The sequence below is a fragment of the Pectinatus frisingensis genome (genome assembly GCF_014076555.1).
Classification (GTDB): Bacteria; Bacillota; Negativicutes; order Selenomonadales; family Selenomonadaceae; genus Pectinatus; species Pectinatus frisingensis.
Genome location: NZ_CP045424.1, coordinates 1,184,794 through 1,206,190, shown reverse-complemented (window position 1 = coordinate 1,206,190; position 21,397 = coordinate 1,184,794). Strand labels below are relative to the sequence as shown.

22 protein-coding genes are annotated in these 21,397 nt (G+C 37.0%); 7 read left to right on the top strand and 15 right to left on the bottom strand.

Annotated elements, in window-relative coordinates; all coding sequences use genetic code 11:
- Positions 1 to 57: 57 nt before the first annotated feature.
- The 3 genes from F8M42_RS05640 to F8M42_RS05630 form a co-directional block, all read right to left on the bottom strand.
- The gene (locus tag F8M42_RS05640; protein ID WP_182188363.1) at positions 58 to 1,347 is read right to left on the bottom strand and encodes a globin-coupled sensor protein; all 1,290 of its coding nucleotides are present in this window, start codon (positions 1,345 to 1,347) and stop codon (positions 58 to 60) included.
- A gap of 174 nt (positions 1,348 to 1,521) precedes the next feature.
- Positions 1,522 to 1,884: a P-II family nitrogen regulator gene (locus tag F8M42_RS05635; RefSeq protein ID WP_182188362.1), complete on the bottom strand. Its 363-nt coding sequence runs from the start codon at positions 1,882 to 1,884 to the stop codon at positions 1,522 to 1,524.
- 81 nt (positions 1,885 to 1,965) lie between these two features.
- Positions 1,966 to 3,336, bottom strand: coding sequence for an ammonium transporter (locus tag F8M42_RS05630; protein WP_182188361.1), 1,371 nt, complete (start codon positions 3,334 to 3,336; stop codon positions 1,966 to 1,968).
- A gap of 548 nt (positions 3,337 to 3,884) precedes the next feature.
- Here F8M42_RS05630 and F8M42_RS05625 point away from each other — a divergent pair.
- The 6 genes from F8M42_RS05625 to rpmA all read left to right on the top strand — a co-directional run bounded on the left by F8M42_RS05625 (position 3,885) and on the right by rpmA (position 8,239).
- Entirely contained in the window at positions 3,885 to 4,682 is a 798-nt protein-coding gene (locus F8M42_RS05625) for a YdcF family protein (protein ID WP_182188360.1), read from the top strand.
- 47 nt (positions 4,683 to 4,729) lie between these two features.
- The gene (locus F8M42_RS05620) at positions 4,730 to 6,139 is read left to right on the top strand and encodes an MFS transporter (protein ID WP_182188359.1); all 1,410 of its coding nucleotides are present in this window, start codon (positions 4,730 to 4,732) and stop codon (positions 6,137 to 6,139) included.
- 149 nt (positions 6,140 to 6,288) lie between these two features.
- Positions 6,289 to 7,188, top strand: coding sequence for a YitT family protein (locus F8M42_RS05615; protein WP_182188358.1), 900 nt, complete (start codon positions 6,289 to 6,291; stop codon positions 7,186 to 7,188).
- Positions 7,189 to 7,323: 135 nt separating this feature from the next.
- A complete protein-coding gene (rplU, locus tag F8M42_RS05610) occupies positions 7,324 to 7,635 on the top strand; it encodes a 50S ribosomal protein L21 (protein ID WP_182188357.1) in 312 nt (103 codons plus the stop codon).
- Positions 7,635 to 7,952, top strand: coding sequence for a ribosomal-processing cysteine protease Prp (locus F8M42_RS05605; RefSeq protein ID WP_182188356.1), 318 nt, complete (start codon positions 7,635 to 7,637; stop codon positions 7,950 to 7,952). Before rplU ends, F8M42_RS05605 begins: the two co-directional genes overlap by 1 nt.
- Before the next feature lie 5 nt (positions 7,953 to 7,957).
- Positions 7,958 to 8,239, top strand: a complete 282-nt coding sequence (gene rpmA, locus F8M42_RS05600) for a 50S ribosomal protein L27 (protein WP_182188355.1) — start codon at positions 7,958 to 7,960, stop codon at positions 8,237 to 8,239.
- 98 nt (positions 8,240 to 8,337) lie between these two features.
- On the opposite strand, the gene F8M42_RS05595 is transcribed toward rpmA, so the two are convergent.
- From F8M42_RS05595 to F8M42_RS05540, 12 genes are all read right to left on the bottom strand, one after another.
- Positions 8,338 to 9,408 carry a branched-chain amino acid aminotransferase gene (locus tag F8M42_RS05595; RefSeq protein ID WP_182188354.1) on the bottom strand — a complete coding sequence of 357 codons (1,071 nt, stop codon included), beginning with the start codon at positions 9,406 to 9,408 and terminating at the stop codon, positions 8,338 to 8,340.
- A 234-nt stretch (positions 9,409 to 9,642) separates the two neighbouring features.
- Positions 9,643 to 10,200 carry an elongation factor P gene (gene efp, locus F8M42_RS05590; RefSeq protein WP_182188353.1) on the bottom strand — a complete coding sequence of 186 codons (558 nt, stop codon included), beginning with the start codon at positions 10,198 to 10,200 and terminating at the stop codon, positions 9,643 to 9,645.
- An 88-nt stretch (positions 10,201 to 10,288) separates the two neighbouring features.
- Positions 10,289 to 11,353: a M24 family metallopeptidase gene (locus tag F8M42_RS05585; protein WP_182188352.1), complete on the bottom strand. Its 1,065-nt coding sequence runs from the start codon at positions 11,351 to 11,353 to the stop codon at positions 10,289 to 10,291.
- The gene (aroQ, locus tag F8M42_RS05580; RefSeq protein WP_182188351.1) at positions 11,343 to 11,795 is read right to left on the bottom strand and encodes a type II 3-dehydroquinate dehydratase; all 453 of its coding nucleotides are present in this window, start codon (positions 11,793 to 11,795) and stop codon (positions 11,343 to 11,345) included. Before aroQ ends, F8M42_RS05585 begins: the two co-directional genes overlap by 11 nt.
- Positions 11,796 to 11,828: 33 nt before the next feature.
- Positions 11,829 to 12,101, bottom strand: coding sequence for an acylphosphatase (locus F8M42_RS05575; protein ID WP_229711486.1), 273 nt, complete (start codon positions 12,099 to 12,101; stop codon positions 11,829 to 11,831).
- A gap of 37 nt (positions 12,102 to 12,138) precedes the next feature.
- A complete protein-coding gene (locus tag F8M42_RS05570; RefSeq protein WP_182188651.1) occupies positions 12,139 to 13,365 on the bottom strand; it encodes a peptidase U32 family protein in 1,227 nt (408 codons plus the stop codon).
- A gap of 2 nt (positions 13,366 to 13,367) precedes the next feature.
- Complete coding sequence (locus tag F8M42_RS05565) at positions 13,368 to 13,991, bottom strand: O-methyltransferase (RefSeq protein ID WP_229711484.1); 624 nt, start codon at positions 13,989 to 13,991, stop codon at positions 13,368 to 13,370.
- Entirely contained in the window at positions 13,981 to 15,045 is a 1,065-nt protein-coding gene (mltG, locus tag F8M42_RS05560) for an endolytic transglycosylase MltG (protein WP_182188349.1), read from the bottom strand. Before mltG ends, F8M42_RS05565 begins: the two co-directional genes overlap by 11 nt.
- A gap of 187 nt (positions 15,046 to 15,232) precedes the next feature.
- A complete protein-coding gene (locus F8M42_RS05555) occupies positions 15,233 to 15,733 on the bottom strand; it encodes a hypothetical protein (RefSeq protein WP_182188348.1) in 501 nt (166 codons plus the stop codon).
- Positions 15,734 to 15,811: 78 nt separating this feature from the next.
- Positions 15,812 to 18,406, bottom strand: coding sequence for a 3'-5' exonuclease (locus F8M42_RS05550; protein ID WP_229711482.1), 2,595 nt, complete (start codon positions 18,404 to 18,406; stop codon positions 15,812 to 15,814).
- A gap of 36 nt (positions 18,407 to 18,442) precedes the next feature.
- Positions 18,443 to 19,645 carry an HD-GYP domain-containing protein gene (locus F8M42_RS05545; RefSeq protein WP_182188347.1) on the bottom strand — a complete coding sequence of 401 codons (1,203 nt, stop codon included), beginning with the start codon at positions 19,643 to 19,645 and terminating at the stop codon, positions 18,443 to 18,445.
- Positions 19,646 to 19,708: 63 nt separating this feature from the next.
- Positions 19,709 to 20,677, bottom strand: a complete 969-nt coding sequence (locus F8M42_RS05540; RefSeq protein WP_182188346.1) for a glycosyltransferase — start codon at positions 20,675 to 20,677, stop codon at positions 19,709 to 19,711.
- Between the two features lie 98 nt (positions 20,678 to 20,775).
- On the opposite strand from F8M42_RS05540, the gene F8M42_RS05535 reads away from it, so the two are divergent.
- Positions 20,776 to 21,396, top strand: coding sequence for a hypothetical protein (locus F8M42_RS05535; protein ID WP_182188345.1), 621 nt, complete (start codon positions 20,776 to 20,778; stop codon positions 21,394 to 21,396).
- Position 21,397 lies beyond the last annotated feature (1 nt).

Sequence of the window (21,397 nt, the reverse complement as noted above, 5' to 3'; positions counted from 1 at the left end):
GCCGAACTATAAAAACTTTTTGCCTGATAAAAAGTTACATAACTATATTCATACAATTTAAATTTTATTTTCTTCAATCCTGTTGAATAATAATGTAGCTGAATTGGCAACATCATGTGAAACTTGTTTTATATCTTGGGACGTTGTGGTCAATGTATTCAAGGATACATCAATAGATTCCACCTGAGTATGATTTTCATTTGTAGCTGCGGCTATTTTCTCTATGACTTCAACACTTTCTTTTACATTATTTACTACTTTAAACAACAATTCATTTTGTTCTTCCATATTAGCTACGACATTATTAGTCGATACAGCATTATGACTAATCAATTCATGTATTTTATTGGCAGCCTGACTGCTTTGTTCAGCTAGTTTACGGACCTCATCAGCCACCACAGCAAACCCTTTACCAGCTGCACCAGCTCGTGCAGCTTCTATTGCAGCATTAAGTGCCAACAAATTTGTCTGCGAAGAAATTTCAGTAATCGTTTGTGTTATATTATTTACCGATGCTGTGCTTTGATTCAGCTCTGCCAAATTATTCTTCATTTGTTTGACTTGTCCTGTCAAATTATTTATTTTATCAATGACTCCTCCTATCTGTTGTTTACCTGTTTCCGCCAGATCATTAGTCGAAGTCGACTGCACTTTCACAGTATCCGCCGATTTTTGGATTTTCATTACATTATCTGCCATGCTTTCTGATGATGCTGACATTTCTTCCGATAAGGCAGCCAAAGATTCTGCCGATTCTTTTATTATTCCTAATAATTCAGCATCATGCTTTAATTTTTCTGCCTCTTCTTCTGCCTTATTTTTTAACTCTAAAACAGACTCCTCGGTAAAAGTATGTATTACTATTGTTTGAATAAACTGAATGTGCCAGGAAAGAGCTGCACATACATTACATAAATCTTCTGTATTATTTTTATATTTTTGAAATATGTATGGATAAATACTTTCTTCTAACGCTGCAACAGACATTAGAAACCATTCCAGTGGTAATTTTATTTTATGATGTATTTTGCCAATTTTATAAATTCTGTCCATGCATTGGGAATTCACATTGGTCTCATATAATAAACTTAAAAATACTTTAAATGTTTTTTTCAATGCATCTAACGAAGATATCTGTTCGATAAACTTTTTCATATCATTTACTGATGTTATTTTCAAATAAAACTTTTCAGTTATTTCATCTAAATTATCTTTAATTACTCCTTCCAGCCCTTTTAAATACCCTATATTAGTATTGCTCATTGTCAAAAGTTCTTTGATCACGGTATCAGTAACCTCATAATTTCCAACAGGTACTTCCAATTTACTTTTTTTTGAAAAAAACATTTTTATTCCCTCCTTGAAATAATCACAATATAGAATGTTAATAAGATTCTATATTCATTTAAAAACTCCTCTGAATTTTCTTAACTAAGTGTTAATATTTTCTCTAATTTATGTAAAATAATAAGGAACTCTCCAGAAATTTCCCTGGAAAGTTCCTTATTTTAAATATTAAGATTAAGCCTCATCATCTGTTATAGCTTTTGTTCCTTGTGTTCCCGTACGTATGCGCATTGCATTTTCTACATCATAAACAAAAATCTTTCCATCGCCGACCTGTCCGGTGCATAAGACTTTCTGCGCTACCGACAGAAGCTGTTCAACAGGTACATCACAAACCACTGTTTCCAATTTTATCTTAGGCACAAGATTTATTGAATATTCACGTCCACGATATACTTCCTTATGTCCTTTTTGCAGGCCACAACCGTATACCTGGCTGACAGTCATTCCCTCAACGCCAATGCTGTTGAGGGCCGTTTTCAATTCCTCCAGCTTATTAGTGCGGGTAATAATTTCTATCTTTGTCATTTTGGCCATATGGTTTCCCTCCCAAATTATAACTTCTTATTTGCTTATTATTATAAAACAAATTTAGAATTTTTTCACAAAAATCGTATCTTAATTTATTTTTGTAATATCTTCTTGAATACCAAGAGATTCACCCGTCATTATTGATTGAGAATACCCACGTTCACCATGTTCAACTATATCAAGACCGGAAATTTCTTCTGCTTCATCTGCTCTAAATGGTGTAATTGCATTTACCACTTTGAAAAGAACAAATGAACCTATTCCTCCCAAGAGATACGCCACAATAATCGATATTATCTGAGCAACTAAAAGTGTACTGTCACCATAAAACAAACCATTGGCTCCGGCTGAATTTACAGCAGTAGAAGCCCATAAACCAGTAGCTATAGCGCCCCATGTTCCACCTATGCCATGTACACCAAAAGCATCCAATGCATCATCATAACCAAGCTTTGCTTTCATAATTGCTACGGCAAAATAACATACTGCCCCACCTATAATACCAATTATAACGGCCGGCATCGGTGCAACAAATCCAGCGGCAGGTGTTATAGCTACCAATCCGGCAATACAGCCCGAAGCAGCTCCCAAAATAGTTGGTTTTCCATTATGCAGCCATTCACACACAACCCAGGAGACTGTTGCCATAGCCGCCGCAGCTTGCGTTGTAATAAGTGCATTGGCAGCCAATTCATTAGCTCCCAATGCGCTGCCGGCATTAAATCCAAACCAACCAAACCATAAAAGAGCTGCTCCCAAAACAGTCATTGGTAAATGATGCGGTAATATTGGCAGTTTCCCATAACCTTTTCTTTTACCTACCAAAATACAAATCACCAAACCTGACACCCCGGAAAGAATATGTATTACTAGTCCTCCGGCAAAATCCAATGCACCTAATTCAAATAACTTACCGCCGCCCCATACCATATGAGCCATCGGATTATAAATGAAAATAGCCCATAATAGTACAAATAATGCGTATGCTTTAAATCTGACACGTTCAGCAAAGGCCCCTGTTATAAGTGCCGGTGTAATCACTGCAAACATACATTGAAAAGCTACAAAAGCGAGTTCCGGAATTGATGTTCCCGTCCAGATCTGGCCGGCTGTTCCAGCTAAGCCAATTTTATCCAGGGAACCTATAATACCAGGAATAACTCCAGTCGCGTCATCACCAAATGCCATCGTATAACCTAAGATAAACCATTCTACCGATATCATGCCTACAATAAAAAAGCTATGCATAATGGTTGTCAATACATTTTTACTTCTGACCATGCCGCCATAAAAGAAACCAAGTCCCGGTGTCATAATAAAAACCAGTGCGGCACTTACAAGTACCCACGCAGTGTCACCACTGTCGATCTTTGGTGCATCAGTTGCGGCAAAAGCTATCGGAGTAGTTACCACCATCAACATAAATGTTGATAAAAACACAGACCAGAGTTTTTTCATATAAATCTTTCCTTCCTTTTTTATACATGCAGCACCAGTGTACATATTAAAATTTGTAATTATGATATCTATGTTTCACAATGACATCACTGCGCCTACATGCATTTATCTTCATCATAAAAAAAACGCAGCCTGTCAGCAGATAATCTGCTATACAGGCTGCGTTGCCTTTATATATGATGTCATTGATTATATATTTTATACATTTTTTTGTCAAGTACCTTATTTATTTTTTTAACTAAATATTGTTGTTTTTTTCACCAAATGAACATTTATCAATAATATGTCAATAAAAATAAATGCAACAGACCAATATGCATTAAACTATAAAAATACAAAAATTTATAATTTGAAAATCTAATATATCACACCGTGCTGACACTCTGCTTTCCTATATTGCCGGCAATATTGACTTAATTTGTAAAAAAATATATCCTATGAATAGGATATATTTTCAAACGTACAAAATCCATTTTTCTTTCTAAAATAAAGAGATATTTTGTTTATAAAAAATATTTTGATGATACTGCTCGACAGAAAGGTTAATTATGAATATTTTAGAAACAACAACTGCAGCAAATACATTGACATCTTACCTTGCCGTACGGGATATTCCTGTGCTTACGTCAACAGCCTTGCAGATTAAATATGGTATTGCTGCTGTGGATGTATTAATTTTATTTGGTGGAAGCATCCCCTTTGGCTGTGATGTTGCAGCACAGGCATACCAAAAAGGCCTGGTCAAAAAGCTTTTACTAGTTGGTGGTATCGGCCATACAACACATCTTCTGCAACAGACATTTGCCGCACGATTTCCTGCTATGATGACAAAAGGACGTGCCGAAGCTGATATTATGGCTGATTATCTGTCACATAATTATGGGATTCATGACTGCCTGATCGAAAACAAATCGACAAATTGCGGAAATAATGTAACCTATGCATTAGCAAAACTTCGTGAATACAGTTGCCATAAACCTAAAACAATACTAATCATGCAGGATGCATCTATGCAAAAGCGTATGGATGCAACTTTTAAAAAAGTACTGCCGCCAGAAACGGTAACACTTATCAATTATGCACCTTATCTTCCCGAAATTACCGTTCATGCCGGGAAACCGGTTTTTCGGCAAATATATTGGGGCCTATGGGATATAAAATATTATATCACTCTTCTCATGGGAGAAATTTCACGTTTGCGAGATGATAAAAACGGCTATGGTCCCAAGGGTAAAAATTTTTTAGTACATATTGATTTACCGAATACAGTTGAAAAAGCATTCCAAGTTTTACAACAAAGCAACTGGGGCAGCGTCCGAATTGCCGATGAGCATTATAGAAGCTGATTATCCTGGCAATTTTGAGTTAATCTGATAATTGGAGATGTATATTTTTGTTTAGTAAATTACGCGGCAATAGCCGGTTGATTCTTTTTATCACCGTACTGGCTCCTTTTATGGCAACAATTGACACCAGTGTGACCAACATAGCATTACCTGTTATGGCTAATGCCCTGCATGTCAGCTCCGCAGCAGTTGCCTGGGTAGCAAATGCTTACTTTATAACATTGATAGCCGATATAATTCTCTTTGGGAAACTGGGAGATATATATGGACAAGCAAAAATTTTCCAACTTGGTATATTAATTTTTACAATTGGTTCTTTATTATGCAGTCTTGCCCCAACATTACCGCTTTTGATAGCCGCACGAATTATCCAGGCAATTGGTGGCGGTGCAACCATGGCTAATAGCCAAGCCATTATAGTTCGTGCTTTTCCCGGTGCCGACAGGGGCAAAGCATTGGGAATAAATGGCGCATTTGTTGCCCTGGGTTTCGTTACCGGACCATCACTTGGTGGATTTATAATTGCCCTTGCTGGCTGGCCCTGCATGTTTTTAATCAACATCCCATTCGGCCTATTGGTTTTTATTGGCGGTTTATTAATTTTTCCTCATGAAAGGCAACAACATATCCCGCTTGACTTCAAGGGTGCCTTATTATTTGCTTTATCAATGTCCAACTTGTTTTATATTTTGCAGGAAAGCCAAATACATGGTTTTTTTACCCCATTTATTTTAATATGCAGCTGCATATCCGTTATTAGTTTTTTATTATTTATTAAATTAGAACGACAAATTACATATCCGGTACTTGATTTACATATTTTTGAAAATAATTTGTTTTCAATAAGTATTTTTTGCGCCTTTACATCGTATATGGCTATTTCAGCTTTTTCCTTCATTATGCCTTTTTACTTAGAATACATTCGTCAATTGGATTCAGCATCAGCCGGTCTGTATATGTCTTTATATCCACTGCTGCTTATCGTTGTTTCACCGTTGTGCGGAGCTTTGTCTGATCACATTGGGGCTGAACGTCTCACCATAATTGGCTTGTCATTAACGGCGTGCGGACTTTTCCTGGTCGGTTTTATCACGGTTAATACATCATTATCAAGCATTGCTTTATTAATTGCCCTGCTGGGAATCGGTAATGGTGCTTTTCAGCCGCCTAATAATTACATCGTTATGTCGTCTGTCCCATCAAATAAAATAGGTATTGCCGGTAGTGTCAATGCCTTGATACGCTATATTGGCAATGCTGCCGGTATTGCCGTTGCCAATACACTGCTGTACACTGGTATGAGCATTATTATTGGGCACCATATAACAACTTTTACTAATGGACACAACATTGCTTTTTTATTTGGAATGAAGTCAGCCTGTATTGTTATAGCTGTGATCTGCACACTTGGCGTAATACTGACAATACGCCGCCGGCTGTACAAAGCAGCCGTTTAATTTTTTCATATTAACCCATGCTAAACCCAACCCATTTTGCGGCAACAACTTTTTCAGCATAATTTATTATATTCCTTGGTAATTAATGTAAAAGTCATTTAAATGTGTTATATTCTTATACATACAAGAAAATTTACGGAGGAATAAGCATGTTTGCGTTTCATCTTAGACGTTACACTCAAATATTTATCGGCTGCCTGATCAGTGGCGCTGCCATGAATATATTCTTGGTCCCGGCACAGCTTCTGTCCGGAGGTATCAGTGGTATTGCAATTATTCTATACTATTTGTTCAATTTACCTATAGGTATACAGCTAATAATTTACAATTTGCCTATAGTTTATCTGTCCTATCGTGTATTCGGCAAATTATATGCTGTCGATACCATCATTGGTATGACATTATTTTCTGTTTGTATCGATACTACCAGCTTTCTTGCCAGCTATAATACTATTGATAATCGAATGTTGAATTCCATTTTTGGCGGTGTTTTATCTGGTATCGGTTTTGGAATAATTTTTCGGGCCGATTCAAATACAGGCGGTCTTGATGTGGTCGGTGCAGTAATTAAAAAATTTTACTCCTTCGATGTAGGAACGGCAATTTTTGTACTTAATCTTGTAATAATAGTCATTGGTATTTTTATTTTTAATGTCAATACCGGTCTTTACACATTAATCGGCATGTATATATCAGCAGAAATGACTAACAAGGTAGTAGCCGGTTTTAATAGAAAAAAATCCATAATGATCGTATCACCTAAGGCCGAGCAAATTGCTCCCTTGATCATGCAGTACCTGAACCGCGGCGTTACATTCTTCCATGGTGAAGGTGCATTTACCCGTCAGCAAAAAAATATAATGCTGGTAGTAGCCAGTTTAACTCAAATCAGTAAAATAAAGTCTATCGTATACGCTCTGGATCCGACGGCCTTCATGATAATATCAGATGCTTCAGAAGTTGCCGGACGTGGTTTTACCATTAAAAATATTAATCCTGCTGAACTGGCAAAGCAGAATTATTATGATGAAGATGAAGATAAAGATTGACAGATATGACAAATTTATGCTAAACTGCTTAAGTATAAGTTTGTTGCAAACATTCTTATCAACCGCTCAGTGAGGTTCAATAGCTTTATGCTAACCATAAACTGGCGAGTATATTAAGAGGCAGGTGTAAGTATAATGTACGCTATTTTTAAAACAGGCGGCAAACAGTATCGTGTTTCTGAGGGAGATACTATTACTGTTGAAAAACTTGATGCAGCAGAAGGTACTACCGTTACATTTGATGAAATTTTAACAGTAGTTAACGATGATGATGTAAAAATCGGCACTCCTGTTGTTAATGGTGCAAAGATTACCGCTAAAGTCGACAAACAGGATAAGGCCAAAAAGATCTTGATTTTCAAGTATAAGGCTAAATCCAATTATCGTCGTCGTCAGGGGCATCGTCAGCCATATACAAAAATTACCATTGAAAACATTGAAGCATAATGATTGACATAACTATCCATTACTCTGGCAGTAAAATTAACGGACTGTTAATAAAAGGCCATGCCAATGCCGGTGAATATGGGATGGATATAGTTTGTGCCGCTGTATCGGCACTGGCGCAATCGGTCATTTTGAGCTTGACGAAACATTTACATTTTAAAATCAACTATGATGTTAAAGCAGGATATCTGCGGATAAATTTACAAGATGCACCTACTGAGCTTACTGAAGCGATATTTTCGGTAGCTGTATTGGGTTTTATGGAGATATCCCAAAAGAATCCTGACAACGTCGCTATTTCAACCACCAGGGGGTGAACTGAATGTTTAATTTTGATTTACAGCTTTTTGCTCATAAAAAAGGTGTCAGCAGTACTCGTAATGGCCGTGATAGTGAAGCTAAGCGCCTCGGTGTTAAAGAACAAGCTGGTACTCTTGTCAGTGCTGGCAGCATCTTAGTCCGTCAAAGAGGTACTCATTTCCATCCCGGTCAAAATGTTGGCATCGGTAAAGATGATACTTTGTTTGCTAAGGTCAACGGTAAAGTTGCCTTTGAACGCAACGGACGTTATAAAAGACAAATCAGCGTATATGCCGCTGAATAAATAAAAAAGATGGGGAAGAAAAATTCCCCATCTTTTTTATTGCCCCATAACAATGCAATTTACTCTATTATGAAACCTATAATATTATTATATCTTATTCAAACTTCTGCTACAATTTCAGTAAACCCATGGATATCTTTTTCTGCACCACATTGTACACCGGTTACATAATTAAACATTTTTTGAGCAAACGGACCTATTTGACCGTTATTTATAATCATATCTTCACCCTTATATCCCAAAACACCAACCGGTGATATTACAGCTGCTGTACCCGAGCCAAACACTTCTTCCAAATGCCCCTTCTTATAAGCATCTTTGATTTCGTCAATTGATATGCGACGTTCTGCCACCGGATATCCCCATTCTTTGGCAACCTGTAAAACTGTACGGCGTGTTATCCCGCTTAAAATGCTGCCATCAAGTTCCGGTGTTACTATTTCACCATCAATTTTAAATAATATGTTCATTGAGCCAACTTCCTCAATGTACTTACGTTCTACACCGTCAAGCCACAATGTTTGATCGTAACCCTTTTGATGAGCTACAAGCCCTGCATGCAGACTTGCTGCATAGTTAGCCGGAGTTTTAGCCTCACCTAATCCTCCTTTAGTAGCTCTTACATATGTATCTTCCACCATTATTTTGACAGGAGCAAAACCGTGCACATAATAAGCCGCCACCGGTGACAATATTATGTACATTTTATAAGTTTTACCAACACTTACACCGAGAAAACCATCATCAGCAAAAATAAACGGCCTGATGTAAAGGCTTTGACCCCGCTGCGCTGGTACCCAATCTTTTTCAATTGTTATAAGCTGCTTTAACGCATCATGGACAAAAGCCGTATCAACCTGCGGAATGTCTAAAATCCGTGCTGAATTGTTCAGGCGCTTGATATGATCCATAGGCCGAAAAATGACCACTTTGTTTCCCTGGCGGAAAGCCTTCATTCCTTCAAAAATAGCCTGTCCATAATGAATGGTAGCATTTGCCGGGCTTACAGATATATTATCATACGGAATAATCTGTGCATTATGCCAGCCTTTTCCCTCCGTATAAGTCATTTCAAACATGTAGTCTGTAAAATGCGTACCAAAGCCAATTTTAGCTACGTCAGGCTTTTCCTTGAGTTTTGCAGCCTTTACAAATTTAACAGTACTCATATATAATTATCTCCTATCATTGTGGAATGAATACATTATACACCTCTCAAATTTCAAACGCAAGAAAAAAATTACAACATTACATTTACTATCAATATGTTTTATATGCAGACTCTTTTTAATTTTTGTTGCAGTTCTTTTGATAAATCAGCATTATATATAATATCTCCTATATATCCATGTTTTAATAAAAAGACACTATTGCCAAAAAAGCATAGTGTCTTTTTATCGTACTTAAGCACGTTCGATATAATTTCCAGTACGTGTATCAATACGAAGTTTATCGCCTTCATTCACAAACAAAGGCACACGTACTTCGTAACCTGTTTCAACTTTTGCCATTTTTGTTGCCCCTGTAGCCGTGTCACCTTTAACACTCGGTTCACATTCAACGACAGCCAGCACCACAGAATTAGGAAGTGATATTCCGATTATTTTTCCCTTGAAGGTTTGTATGCTGATATCCATATTTTCCTTCAAAAAGTTAAGTGCATCACCAAGCTGTTCCTTGCTGAGTTCAACTTGTTCATACGTTTCATTGTCCATAAAAGTGTACATTCCGTCACTTTCATATAAATATTGTTTCTGACTGGTTTCAAGGTGTGCAGCCGGTAATTTTTCATTAGGATTGAATGTACGTTCAACAACAGCACCTGTTTGTATATTTTTTATCTTCGTGCGTACAAAAGCTGCACCTTTACCCGGTTTTACATGCTGGAAATCAATTATCTGCCATACACCGTTATCAATCTCCAGAGTAAGGCCTGTGCGAAAATCGCTGCTTGAAATCATTAAAAATAAACCCCCAATTAATAAATTTACATTTATCTTATCCAATAACAATTATATTCTCTTGGATAACTGCTTTAGTTACAAAACATTATAATTCAAGTAAATCTTTACGGCTTTTAGTTAAAGGAATTGCGCCGCTTTGGCCAACTAATACCGTATCTTCTATTCTCACTCCGCCAAAGCCGGGAACATATATTCCCGGTTCTATCGTTACAAGCATGTTAGTACGAAGTATCACATTATCTGCCATCGGTGAAAGGCGCGGCAGTTCATGTATTTCCAATCCCACACCGTGTCCCAGTCCGTGCCCATAATCACCATATCCCATACTTTTTATAAACTGCCGTGATGGTGCATCAATGGTCTTTCCGTCAGTATCCGGCCTTACACTATCAATACCCATCAAATGCGCTTTAAGCACTGTTTCATATAAATCCCTTTGCCGTTTCGATGCCTTACCGACACAAACCGTACGTGTAATATCAGAATGATAACCCTTATAAACTGCGCCAAAATCCATTGTAACAAATTCTCCGTCAACAATCAACTTTTCTGTGGCAATACCATGCGGCAGACTGCCCCGCTTGCCAGAGGCCACAATTGTAGTAAATGCCGGCCGTTCACTGCCTAATTGCCGCATGCGGTTCTCCAGTTCCGCAGCTACTGCAATTTCTGATATACCTGGTTTTATAAATTTAATAATATGTGAAAAAGCTGCATCACTTATTGCTACAGCTTTTTTTACTAAATCCAGCTCAGTTTCATCTTTTTTTGCGCGCAGACAATCCAGATTCAACGGAACAGATAAAACAGCTTGTGGCAGCATTTTTTGCAAAGCTGCATAAGAAGCATACAAAAGTGCATTCTCTTCAAAAGCCAGCTTAACTATATTATTATTGCAAACCACTTCAGCTATCTTACTGAGTAACCCTTTTTTTTGTTCAATCAGTGTAAAATCACTTTGCTGACTGGCCTGTTCCATATACCGGGAATCTGTCAGCAAATATTCTTTATCCATAGTTATTACCAATGCCGAATCATCACCATAGAAGCCACTGAAATAATGGACATTTTCATTCTTATTGATTATTACAGCCTCAGCATTTTTATTAGTCAAAAATTCCCTTAATTTTCCCAATCTGTCAATCTGCATCACTGTCAACTCCGGATAATTTATTTATTGCACAATACAATGCTGCTTTGTAGCTATCCACACCGAAACCACATATCCGTCCAACGACTACCGGTGCGATCACTGATTTATGGCGAAACTCTTCCCGTTTATCCACGTTGGACAAATGCACTTCAATGACCGGTGTTCTCACGGCCGCAATAGCATCACGAATAGCTATACTATAATGAGTAAATGCCGCTGCATTTAATATAACATAATCATAATCAGCAGCATGTTGAATAGCCTCGACAATTTCTCCCTCAAAATTACTTTGTTTAAAATTAATGATGACATTTGCTGCTTCAGCCTGCTGCCGTAAAATCATATTTATGTCCTGTAAAGTAGTTGATCCATATATTTCCGGCTCACGCGTTCCCAGCAAATTCAAATTTGGCCCATGCAAAACTAAAATTTTTTTCAATATTCTCACTATCCATTTTTATTTTACCATCCATCAATATTTTATATCAAAATCTTGTTCCGCATCTATGCAATTTATTTCTTTAGTGGTAAATTTACTGGCTTTTATAAACATATTACCCTGTTTTATTTTAATAAAAAGTCCATTTATGTTTTTTTCCTCACCCTGCACTTGCATTGTCACACTACCATCATCCATATTTTTCACCCATCCGGTCAGACCCAGTTTTTTTGCCGCAGACTGCACAAAATAACGAAACCCCACACCCTGGACCCGTCCATAAGCTTGACCAAAATAGCGTTTCATAAAAATTCCTTCTTTCAATTGCATAGCCTAAATAAATCTATCTTACATCCCGTCGCAGCATCGCATATCGTTCCACCGGATTTTCAAGTTTCATTTTTATAAGCTGTTGCGGATGCGGTGCTGCAGTGATCTTGTTGCCGCACTCATCTTGCATATCTTCTATAACTTGATAATATGACGCTTTAGTAGGCTGAAATATCTCCACTTTCTGCCCGACTTTTATATTGTTACGCTGTTCAATGACCGCATATCCGGTTGCGGCATCATATTCCCGTACCAACCCAACAAAATCTGCAGTTTGTGTACATTTCGAACTATCGTAAACCTGTCCTTCCTCATCCGGTTTCCCAAGGAAAAAGCCACTGGTATATTGGCGATGTGATATCTTCGCCAGATCAATCTGCCACTTTACCAATAATTCTGCCCAATTATCAACTCCATTGTAATAAGCATCAATAGCTTCCCGATAAACCTTTATCACCCCGGCAACATAATAGATGCTCTTCATTCTTCCTTCGATTTTCAAACTATTTATACCGTTTTCTATGATTTCACCTATATATGGCAGCAAACACAGATCCTTAGAATTAAAAATATAAGTTCCCTGCGCATCTTCCTTGATAGGAAAATATTCACCTGGACGCTTCTCCTCCATAAGCGAATATTTCCAGCGACAGGCTTGTGCACAGGCACCACGGTTAGAATCACGTCCTGTCATGTAATTACTCATAACACAACGTCCTGAATAAGAAATGCACATAGCTCCATGGACAAACATTTCTAATTCCACTGAACAATTATCGCGAATTTTTTTGATCTCATGCCTGGACAGTTCTCTTGCCAGAACCACCCGTGCAGCTCCTATGTCTGTCCAAGCCTTTACTGCCGCCCAATTTGTCGTATTAGCCTGTGTACTGATATGCACCGGTATATTTGGTACTGTCTGTCTGACCACTGAAAATACTCCTAAGTCGGACACTAATATTCCATCCACCTTTAAATTATCCAATTGCCGCAAATATTCCGGCAATCCAATCAAATCATCATTATGGGCAAATATATTAACTGTCACATATACTTTTCTCCCACGTGCATGGGCAAATTCAACACCCGTCTGCATATCCTTAAAAGAAAAATTACCGCCATAGGAACGCAGTCCAAATCGTTTGCCCCCCAGATAAACAGCATCGGCCCCATATAAAATAGCTATTTTCAATTTTTCCAGATTTCCGGCCGGTGCTAATAATTCCGTTTTAGTTTTCATCATTATATCTGTTTTTGTGAAACAGCCAATCCATCCCCTTCATAATAAATTTTACTAACAAATTGTGTCTCATCATTTATCAGCCTGATATATTCCCGCAAGCGCCTGACTATTGTTTTGTAGCGGCGCGGCGGCTTTTCTGCACTTTCTACATAACCACGAAATAATACATTGTCGGCCGCAATTATTCCCCTGCTGTTGAGCAATGGCTGCACTAATTTCAAATATTTTACATATTGCCCTTTTGCCGCATCAATAAAAACCAAGTCAAAATTTTTTCCAACTTTATCCAATATAGACGCTGCATCTCCCGTTATTATTTTGATATTATCCCGATAGGGTGATTTGCTGATAAATATATCTGCTGTCCGTGCACGTTCCTCATCTATTTCCAAAGTAATAATCCTGGTATCAGGTTTACTGTTTGATGCTAGTAACAGCGTTGAATAACCTATTGCTGTTCCAATTTCCAATACATTTTGCGGCTGAAGCGACAAGGTAATATCACTTAAAATCATTGCTGCCGGTTTTTTTATTATCGGTACATGGTTAAAATAAGCATATTCTTCCATTTCAGCCAATAATTCTTTTATTTGATTGTTCTTTCCCTGCTGACTATTCTGCATTATTAACTTCCTGAAGGTGTTCTCCATATGTTTTACTATAATGATTATGGCCCTGACCGTCTGCAACAAAATATAAATAATCATTTTGCTGTGGATAAAGCACAGCTTTTATAGACGAAATACCCGGATTATCAACGGCTCCCGGTGGCAATCCATAGTTTTTATAAGTATTGTACGGTGAGTCTATTTTAGTATCCTTTATCGAAATATTTTCCTTACGTTCAAGCATGGCATATTGGATTGTCGTATCTGACTGCAATGGCATATTTATTTTCAGCCTGTTAAAAAATACTTGGGCGATAATTGGTCTATCCGCATCAAATTTAGCCTCAGCTTCAACCAGGGAGGCTAAAACTACCAATTCATGCATTGATAAATTCATATTTTGGGCCCGCTCCCTCATTTTACTGTCGACTTTTTTGTCAAATTGCCCGGTCATAGTATCTATTACCATTTTAGCCGGCGTATTGATTCTGAATTCATATGTATCAGGAAAAAGATAGCCTTCTAATTTGTACTTGACTGCTGGATTATCACTTTTCATGTAATCATATGGTATATAAGTCTTGACTGTCTGCAAAAAAATGGCCTTATCCACTATGCCGTTTTTTGATAAAAGATCAGCTATCTGCTCTACGGTATACCCCTCCGGGACAGTTACCTTTATAATTTCTGTTCGGGGTCCATCCATAAGTTCTTCCAATACCTCATTGTCATTCATGTTTTTACGAAAAGTATACTGTCCTATCTTCAACTGCTTATCAAGTCCACGTAATTTAGCAATAACACGGAAATATACCTCATGGTTTATAACATCTTTATCTTTTAACAGATCCGCTATCTGTACTGTCTGCATGCCCGGTTTTACCTCAATAGTCACAAATCCTTGGGCCGATTCATCCTTCGTAGAACAAAATCCAATGATTACTGCTGCCAAAAACAACAATACTATTCCTGCCACGTAACGCAGCGGGAGGCCATATATTTCATTATTTTTTATATACATAAAGGTCTTCTTACCATAATTTTTCATGTTCGACAGGACCTTCAACATTATCCCTCCGCGTTGATACATAAAGTTTACTTTACTAGCATAATTTCAACTTAGTTGTTATTTTTTACCAGCTTTGTCTAATATAATACTGCATGCTCTTTCTTTTAGCAAGAATTGCTTTATTCATTACGTTATGAAGCGGTGCCCGGATGGACACCGCTTCATAATGTAGAACAACAATCATTTGTTAAAACTTTATCGTCGCGCCCACACCTACACCATTTTCATGGTGTCCAGAGTCCGGATCAAAATTATGATAATTTATATTCAAGTCCACATTAGCTACAACATTTACATTAAGTCCGACTTGTGTTTCACCAAAATCATTCCCCTTAACATACGAGGCATAAAGCTGAGAACCCAAAAAGCTCGGTGACACTACAGCTACTCCGCCATATCCATTGGATTTATCATTTGGCAGATGATTGCGAAAACCTGCCACAGCCTTAAAATTGGATCCAATTAAATCATATTGTGCATATAAATCATTTTGATGATCATATTCATCACGATCGGCATATTGATATCCGACAGTCAATTTAGGTGTAAATTTATGTTCAATATAACTTTCTTTAGAACCTATACCAACAGCCGTTTCATTATTTGCCAATGTATTAACTGGTGCAGCCATTACACCGGCATTTCCCATTGCTAAAAACATCGCAAAAGCTAAAATAATTTTTTTCAAAATAGACCTCCCAAAAAACACAATTATTAAAATACTTGATTTATCTATTATGCTATATAAAGTAATTTTATGCAATTGTTAATTATTACTAATAAACTTATCCGGAATAGCTGCGATAAATCTGCTAACAGTATTTTCCCGCCCATGATCACTCCTCTGGCTCCAACTCAGGTATAAACGTTTCTTAGCCCTGGTAACCGCCACATAAAACAATCTTTTTTCCTCTTCAATGCGACCTTCTTTAAGCGCCAGGTACGCAGGAAAACACCCTTCCTGCATACCTGCCAAAAAAACATCATCAAATTCTGTTCCTTTAGCCTGGTGGATAGTAATTATCGGAATCCGCGGCAACTGCAGCAATATTCTGTCTAAATCACTATTAGACAGCGCACTGACTTTTAATAACTCTGTCAATGCATCCCTCGGATCAGCATGTCCATCATCCATCTGTCTGGCAATTAAATATAGCTCTCTGATGCGGTTGATACATTCCGGCTGTTTTTCATAAAAAGCTTTTAGTCGGGTTACACTCATTACTTTGGCGATAATTTCATAGGGCCGCAATATATAGCTATTATCGATCAATTCATTCATCTGCACAGAAAACCACCGAAACTGGTCAAGATATTTACTTACCAATAATTTTCGTTCTGCTGATGTCGGACGTATATTTTTTTCTATAGCATAATTCAGCAAGCCTGCTGTGGCCATGACATCATCAAAAGCATCATGAGTGGGTTTTGCCTTTATCGCGAAATAATCACTTAAAAATCCTAACTTATAATTACTCAAACCGGGATAAAATCTTCTGAAAATTTCCAATGTATCGTAATAGGCGGAAAAATGTTGGATTTTAAGACCTAAACGCCTTATCTGACTATATAAAATACCCAAATCATATTCCACATTATGCCCAACAATCACTGCATCTGACGAAAATTTTATAAAATCAGTTAATACCGTTACTGGATTCTCACCGTTTTGTTGTAAAAACTCGTCAGAAAAACCATGCACATGATACGAATCACCAACCCGTCTGTCAGGTTTTAACATTCTCATAAATTTATTTTTTATTTTGCCGTCTTTATCCAGCCTTACTGCCGCTATCTGCACTATTTCATCACTGCTGGTATCTATACCGGTGCTTTCGACATCAAAAATCACAATATTTTCATTGACTGCTGCCTGCTTCAATAATTCAAAAGGCTCTCCGGCAAATTCATACGTTTTTTTATCAATAAAATCGGCCAGGCTAATCCCATATTTTTTAAATTCATTTGCGGTCACCGCTGCAATCGTTCTCTCCCCTATTCCGACAGCAAATTTCTTTAAAATACGCTTTAAACTATTTAAATCGTAATGATTTATCAGTAATTTCAAAAATGCCAGTACGTCTTTTATTTCCTTTCGACGGAAAAATTTAAATTCATCTACCAAGATAAATTTTATTTTCTCCTCATCCGGCAATTTTTTATTATACAATTCAAACTGTCGGCTCAACCGCTGGTTATATTTATTACTTCTTGTAAGTATACCTATATTGGCAACGGCAGCTGTAGATAGATTTTGTATTTGAGCAAATATCCATGCCGCTTCTTCTACCGCATCAGCAGCCCTTTTTACAGTTATCTGCTCACCCTCGTCACTGCTCACCGCTTTTATTTTGTTTTGGTATATTTCCTGAACTTTACTACCGAACAGCTTATTCAAACAGTCATAAGAAGCATTCAGCAATACCCTGGTAGCACGATAATTTTCATCAAAAACTATAATTTTAGGCCTATAATCCCGTTTGTAGCATGCTAAGACTGAGTTTGGTTTTGAACCGCGCCATTCATAAATAGTCTGAAAATAATCGCCACATAATAAAATATGGTTTTTTACGAATAACTGTGACACTATTTTATATTCTAACTCACTGGTATCCTGCATTTCATCAATATTTATATACTTATACCTTTTTTGCCAAAATGTTCTTATCTGTACATCTTTAAAAAATACATAGACCATAGTTATTAAATCAGTAAAGTCCAGGCCATGCATCATTTTAAGCTGTTTATCATATTCTGCCACTAAACCGGCTCCGTTAGCGCGCAGAAATCTTTTTAATTTATCATCTGTTCCATAATGAATATTAACACAGACCGCATTTATTTTGTCCTGGTCTTTTGCAAATAATTGTTCAACAACGCTGCTATAATCCTTCACTATATCATTTGAATAAATATCATATACCGCTCGATTTATCTTCACCAAATTGATAAAATTCTGTAATGATTTAGTAAAAAATCCCTGTTTATTAAGCTGTTTCACAATATCTTTGCAATCATCCTCATCAAATACAATAAAATCGACAAACACATCTGTATTTTTTTTTGCTTCCGCTTTTATTATGTAATAACAAAAGCTATGAAATGTAGCAATATTTACCTGTCTGCCGGTTTTCCCCATAAGTTTACTAATACGTTCTTTTATTTCATTGCAGGCTTTATTAGTAAATGTCAGGCAAAGTATCTCATCAGGCTGCGCCCTTTGAGTTTTTACAATTTCTGCTATACGGTAAATAAGTGTATTGGTCTTACCGGTACCAGCCGAAGCACTAAGTAAAATATTATCCACGAGATCATTTACCACTGACAACTGCTTGCCATTTAAATTTATTATTTCTTCCATATCAGCCATCATTATACCCTATAAACTTTATTGATATCAACCAAACACCTGTGTAATATCATCTACAATCGTTCGGTCAACAAATCCCCCATCTGCCATGTCACGCATAATATGCACTACATGACTATGTTCCATACCGGCACGATAAGGCCGGTCTTCTGTAAGAGCCTGATAAATATCGAGGCAGCCTAATAACCGTGAATTAAAATCCAGTTCTTTAGCCGTTTTACAATAAGGATACCCCTTGCCGTTCAATTTTTCATGATGATTGGCAGCCCATTGTGTTATGTCTTCGAATCCGCTGATTTTATTCAAAGCTTTGCGTGTATAATAGGTATGGCATTGGATTTTAGCAAATTCTTCGGCCGTAAGCCGTCTTTCCGCTTCTAAAATATCATTAGATATCAATAATTTGCCAATATCATGTAAATCAGCAGCAATACGCAGTTTGACAGTCTCTTCAGCACTATAGTCATAAAATTCTGCCATAATGCCTGCTTTTTCTGATAGTCCCTTTGAATGACGCCATGTAAATTTTGATTTTGTGTCAATTATACGGGAAAAAACTGCGGTTATTTCGTGAATCTGAAAATAATCAAGATCCAAAAATTTATATGGTGCACGTTTATCCAATGCTGCTTCAATATTTGCATCTTCCTGATCTAACCGATAATAAACCGGTTCAATAACTTTAAAAAAACTATCACAAATTTTTTCCGAAAATTTGACATTACGCAGTTTTTTTATATGATCAATTACCCGCTCTTCATAGTCACCATACATCATATTGACTTTAAAATGCGTATCCACATAATCAGCCAGTCCCAGTATTTGTGCCTTTAGAGGAATTGCATCACCCTTCATATGAAAATAACCACTGCCATCTAATCTTTCATGATGATATAAAATAATATTTCGCTCTTTCTTCAACAATGGATAATCTTCGATATTCTTTTCACCGATGGTGCAATGTTTTTTTATATTTTCAAATAAAAATACTTTTTTCCTATCCATTAATTTGTGTTCTGTTAAGCAGCCGCTGATTCCGTTATCGTGTAAAATGGAAAATGCTACCATGTCAACCAGATCGTCCTGAGTCATCCCCATCTGCTGCCCAATCAATAATGCGTTATAAGCCACACGTTTACCGTGATTTAACTTTACACCCAGAATATCCCTTTCAATACAGTCCAAGGCAAAAGATATCGACAACAAAAAACCATTTAAACTGAATTGCATGTCCACGCCTCCCAAAATGTTTACACTATGACAGTACATGTAGACATTGTACCATAAATACCATCAGTTGTGTTTTTGCCAATTTTCACTTCTTTCATTTTTTACAACATAATCATATAAATATAAAAATGCATCCAGCACTATCTGAAAATGCAGCCCACCCTGCCCAAACTGCTGAAAAAGCATTATTTTCATGGACGAACGGTCAGCAGCTGTACTGCTGCGATAAAATGGTACAATATAGCAGGAAATAACAGCAAAAAAGAACGTCTGCTCTATCTGCTGCTGTAAATTTACCGGCATATCAGGTTGTTCCTGCAGGTACTCATCCAGATAAATAAAAAAATCATAAAATTGCCGGAAAGCATCCTGATTGATTTTTTTATGGCTTACTGAATCATAGTGTTGATAATAAAAATATAAAGATTCATCACTGCAAACATAATAATCAGCTGCAAACATTGCCTTAAAACAAAATAGCCAATCTTCTCCATAGCAAGACAGCTGAAATCTGATTGCATTATTTTCAATGAGTGAACGGCGATATAATTTATTCCAGATGACAAATTCTATCTTCGACAAATCATCTGCCAGCCCAATACCGCCCTTATGCAATCCGCACGACGGTTGATAAGAACGTATAAGCGATTTTTCAGTTATTTTATCATAACCGCATACAGCAATATCAGCCGCATGATAATTTGCCATTTCATAAAGTTTTTTTAGAAAATCCCTGTCAATAAAATCGTCACTATCAACAAATGCAATATATTCTCCGTGAGCATGGGATAGTCCTATATTGCGGCAGAATCCTGGCCCACTGATACCAGTATTGCTGAATAAATGTATATTAGTAATACCTTGATAATACTTGGCTACTTTTTCAGCGCAGCCGTCTGTGGAATAATCATCAATTATAATAATTTCTATGTCCTCAAGACTTTGTGCCAAAATACTGTCGACAGCGCGGATTATATATTCATCGGCATTATGCATTGCCGTTATTACAGACACTTTTAGTGAATCAGCCATATTATCATTCCTTTTCATTATTGCAATCAATATTGACCATATAGAGAAATTTCATTATACTGAATTCATCCATAATGTTATACTACAAGGAGATCATCATGAAAATACGTTTAATGTTTATTATAATGCTAATTGGAGCTGCCATCATCACCATGGGCATGAAAGCTGTTCCAACACAGGCGGATTTTTCGTGCAGCGGTTTAAAAATCGGCGATGATTACACTGCAATGGAAAAAATTCTTGGAAAACCATGGTATAGCGATAATCGGTTTACTTATGGCATAGCCGTTGATTACTATATGTATCGTGACAAAACATGTATAGGAATCGACCATAAATCAGGAAAAATTGTCGATATTATCATTGCCGACAGAAAATACAGCTTATCACAAGATGTCAAAATAGGAGCAACACCATATAAAATACAATCTGTTTTTGGAAAAAATAAAAAAAGCCTGTTAAATGGTAATCAATATTATATATATACCGACATTACCAATGAAAGAAAACGTCTTTTACTGCAACTTGACCCAATGGAAGATTATCTGATTGGCATACGTATCACCAGTCTGCCGCTTGATGATGAAGATGCTGACTCATATTCCGATGAACCCGGTACTGACCCCAAAGAAAGCAATATCGACACCAGTGCCATAACCGCTGCTGACAAAACAGCCCATAATATAAAATTAGGATTCAATTACAAACGTTCCTGGTAAC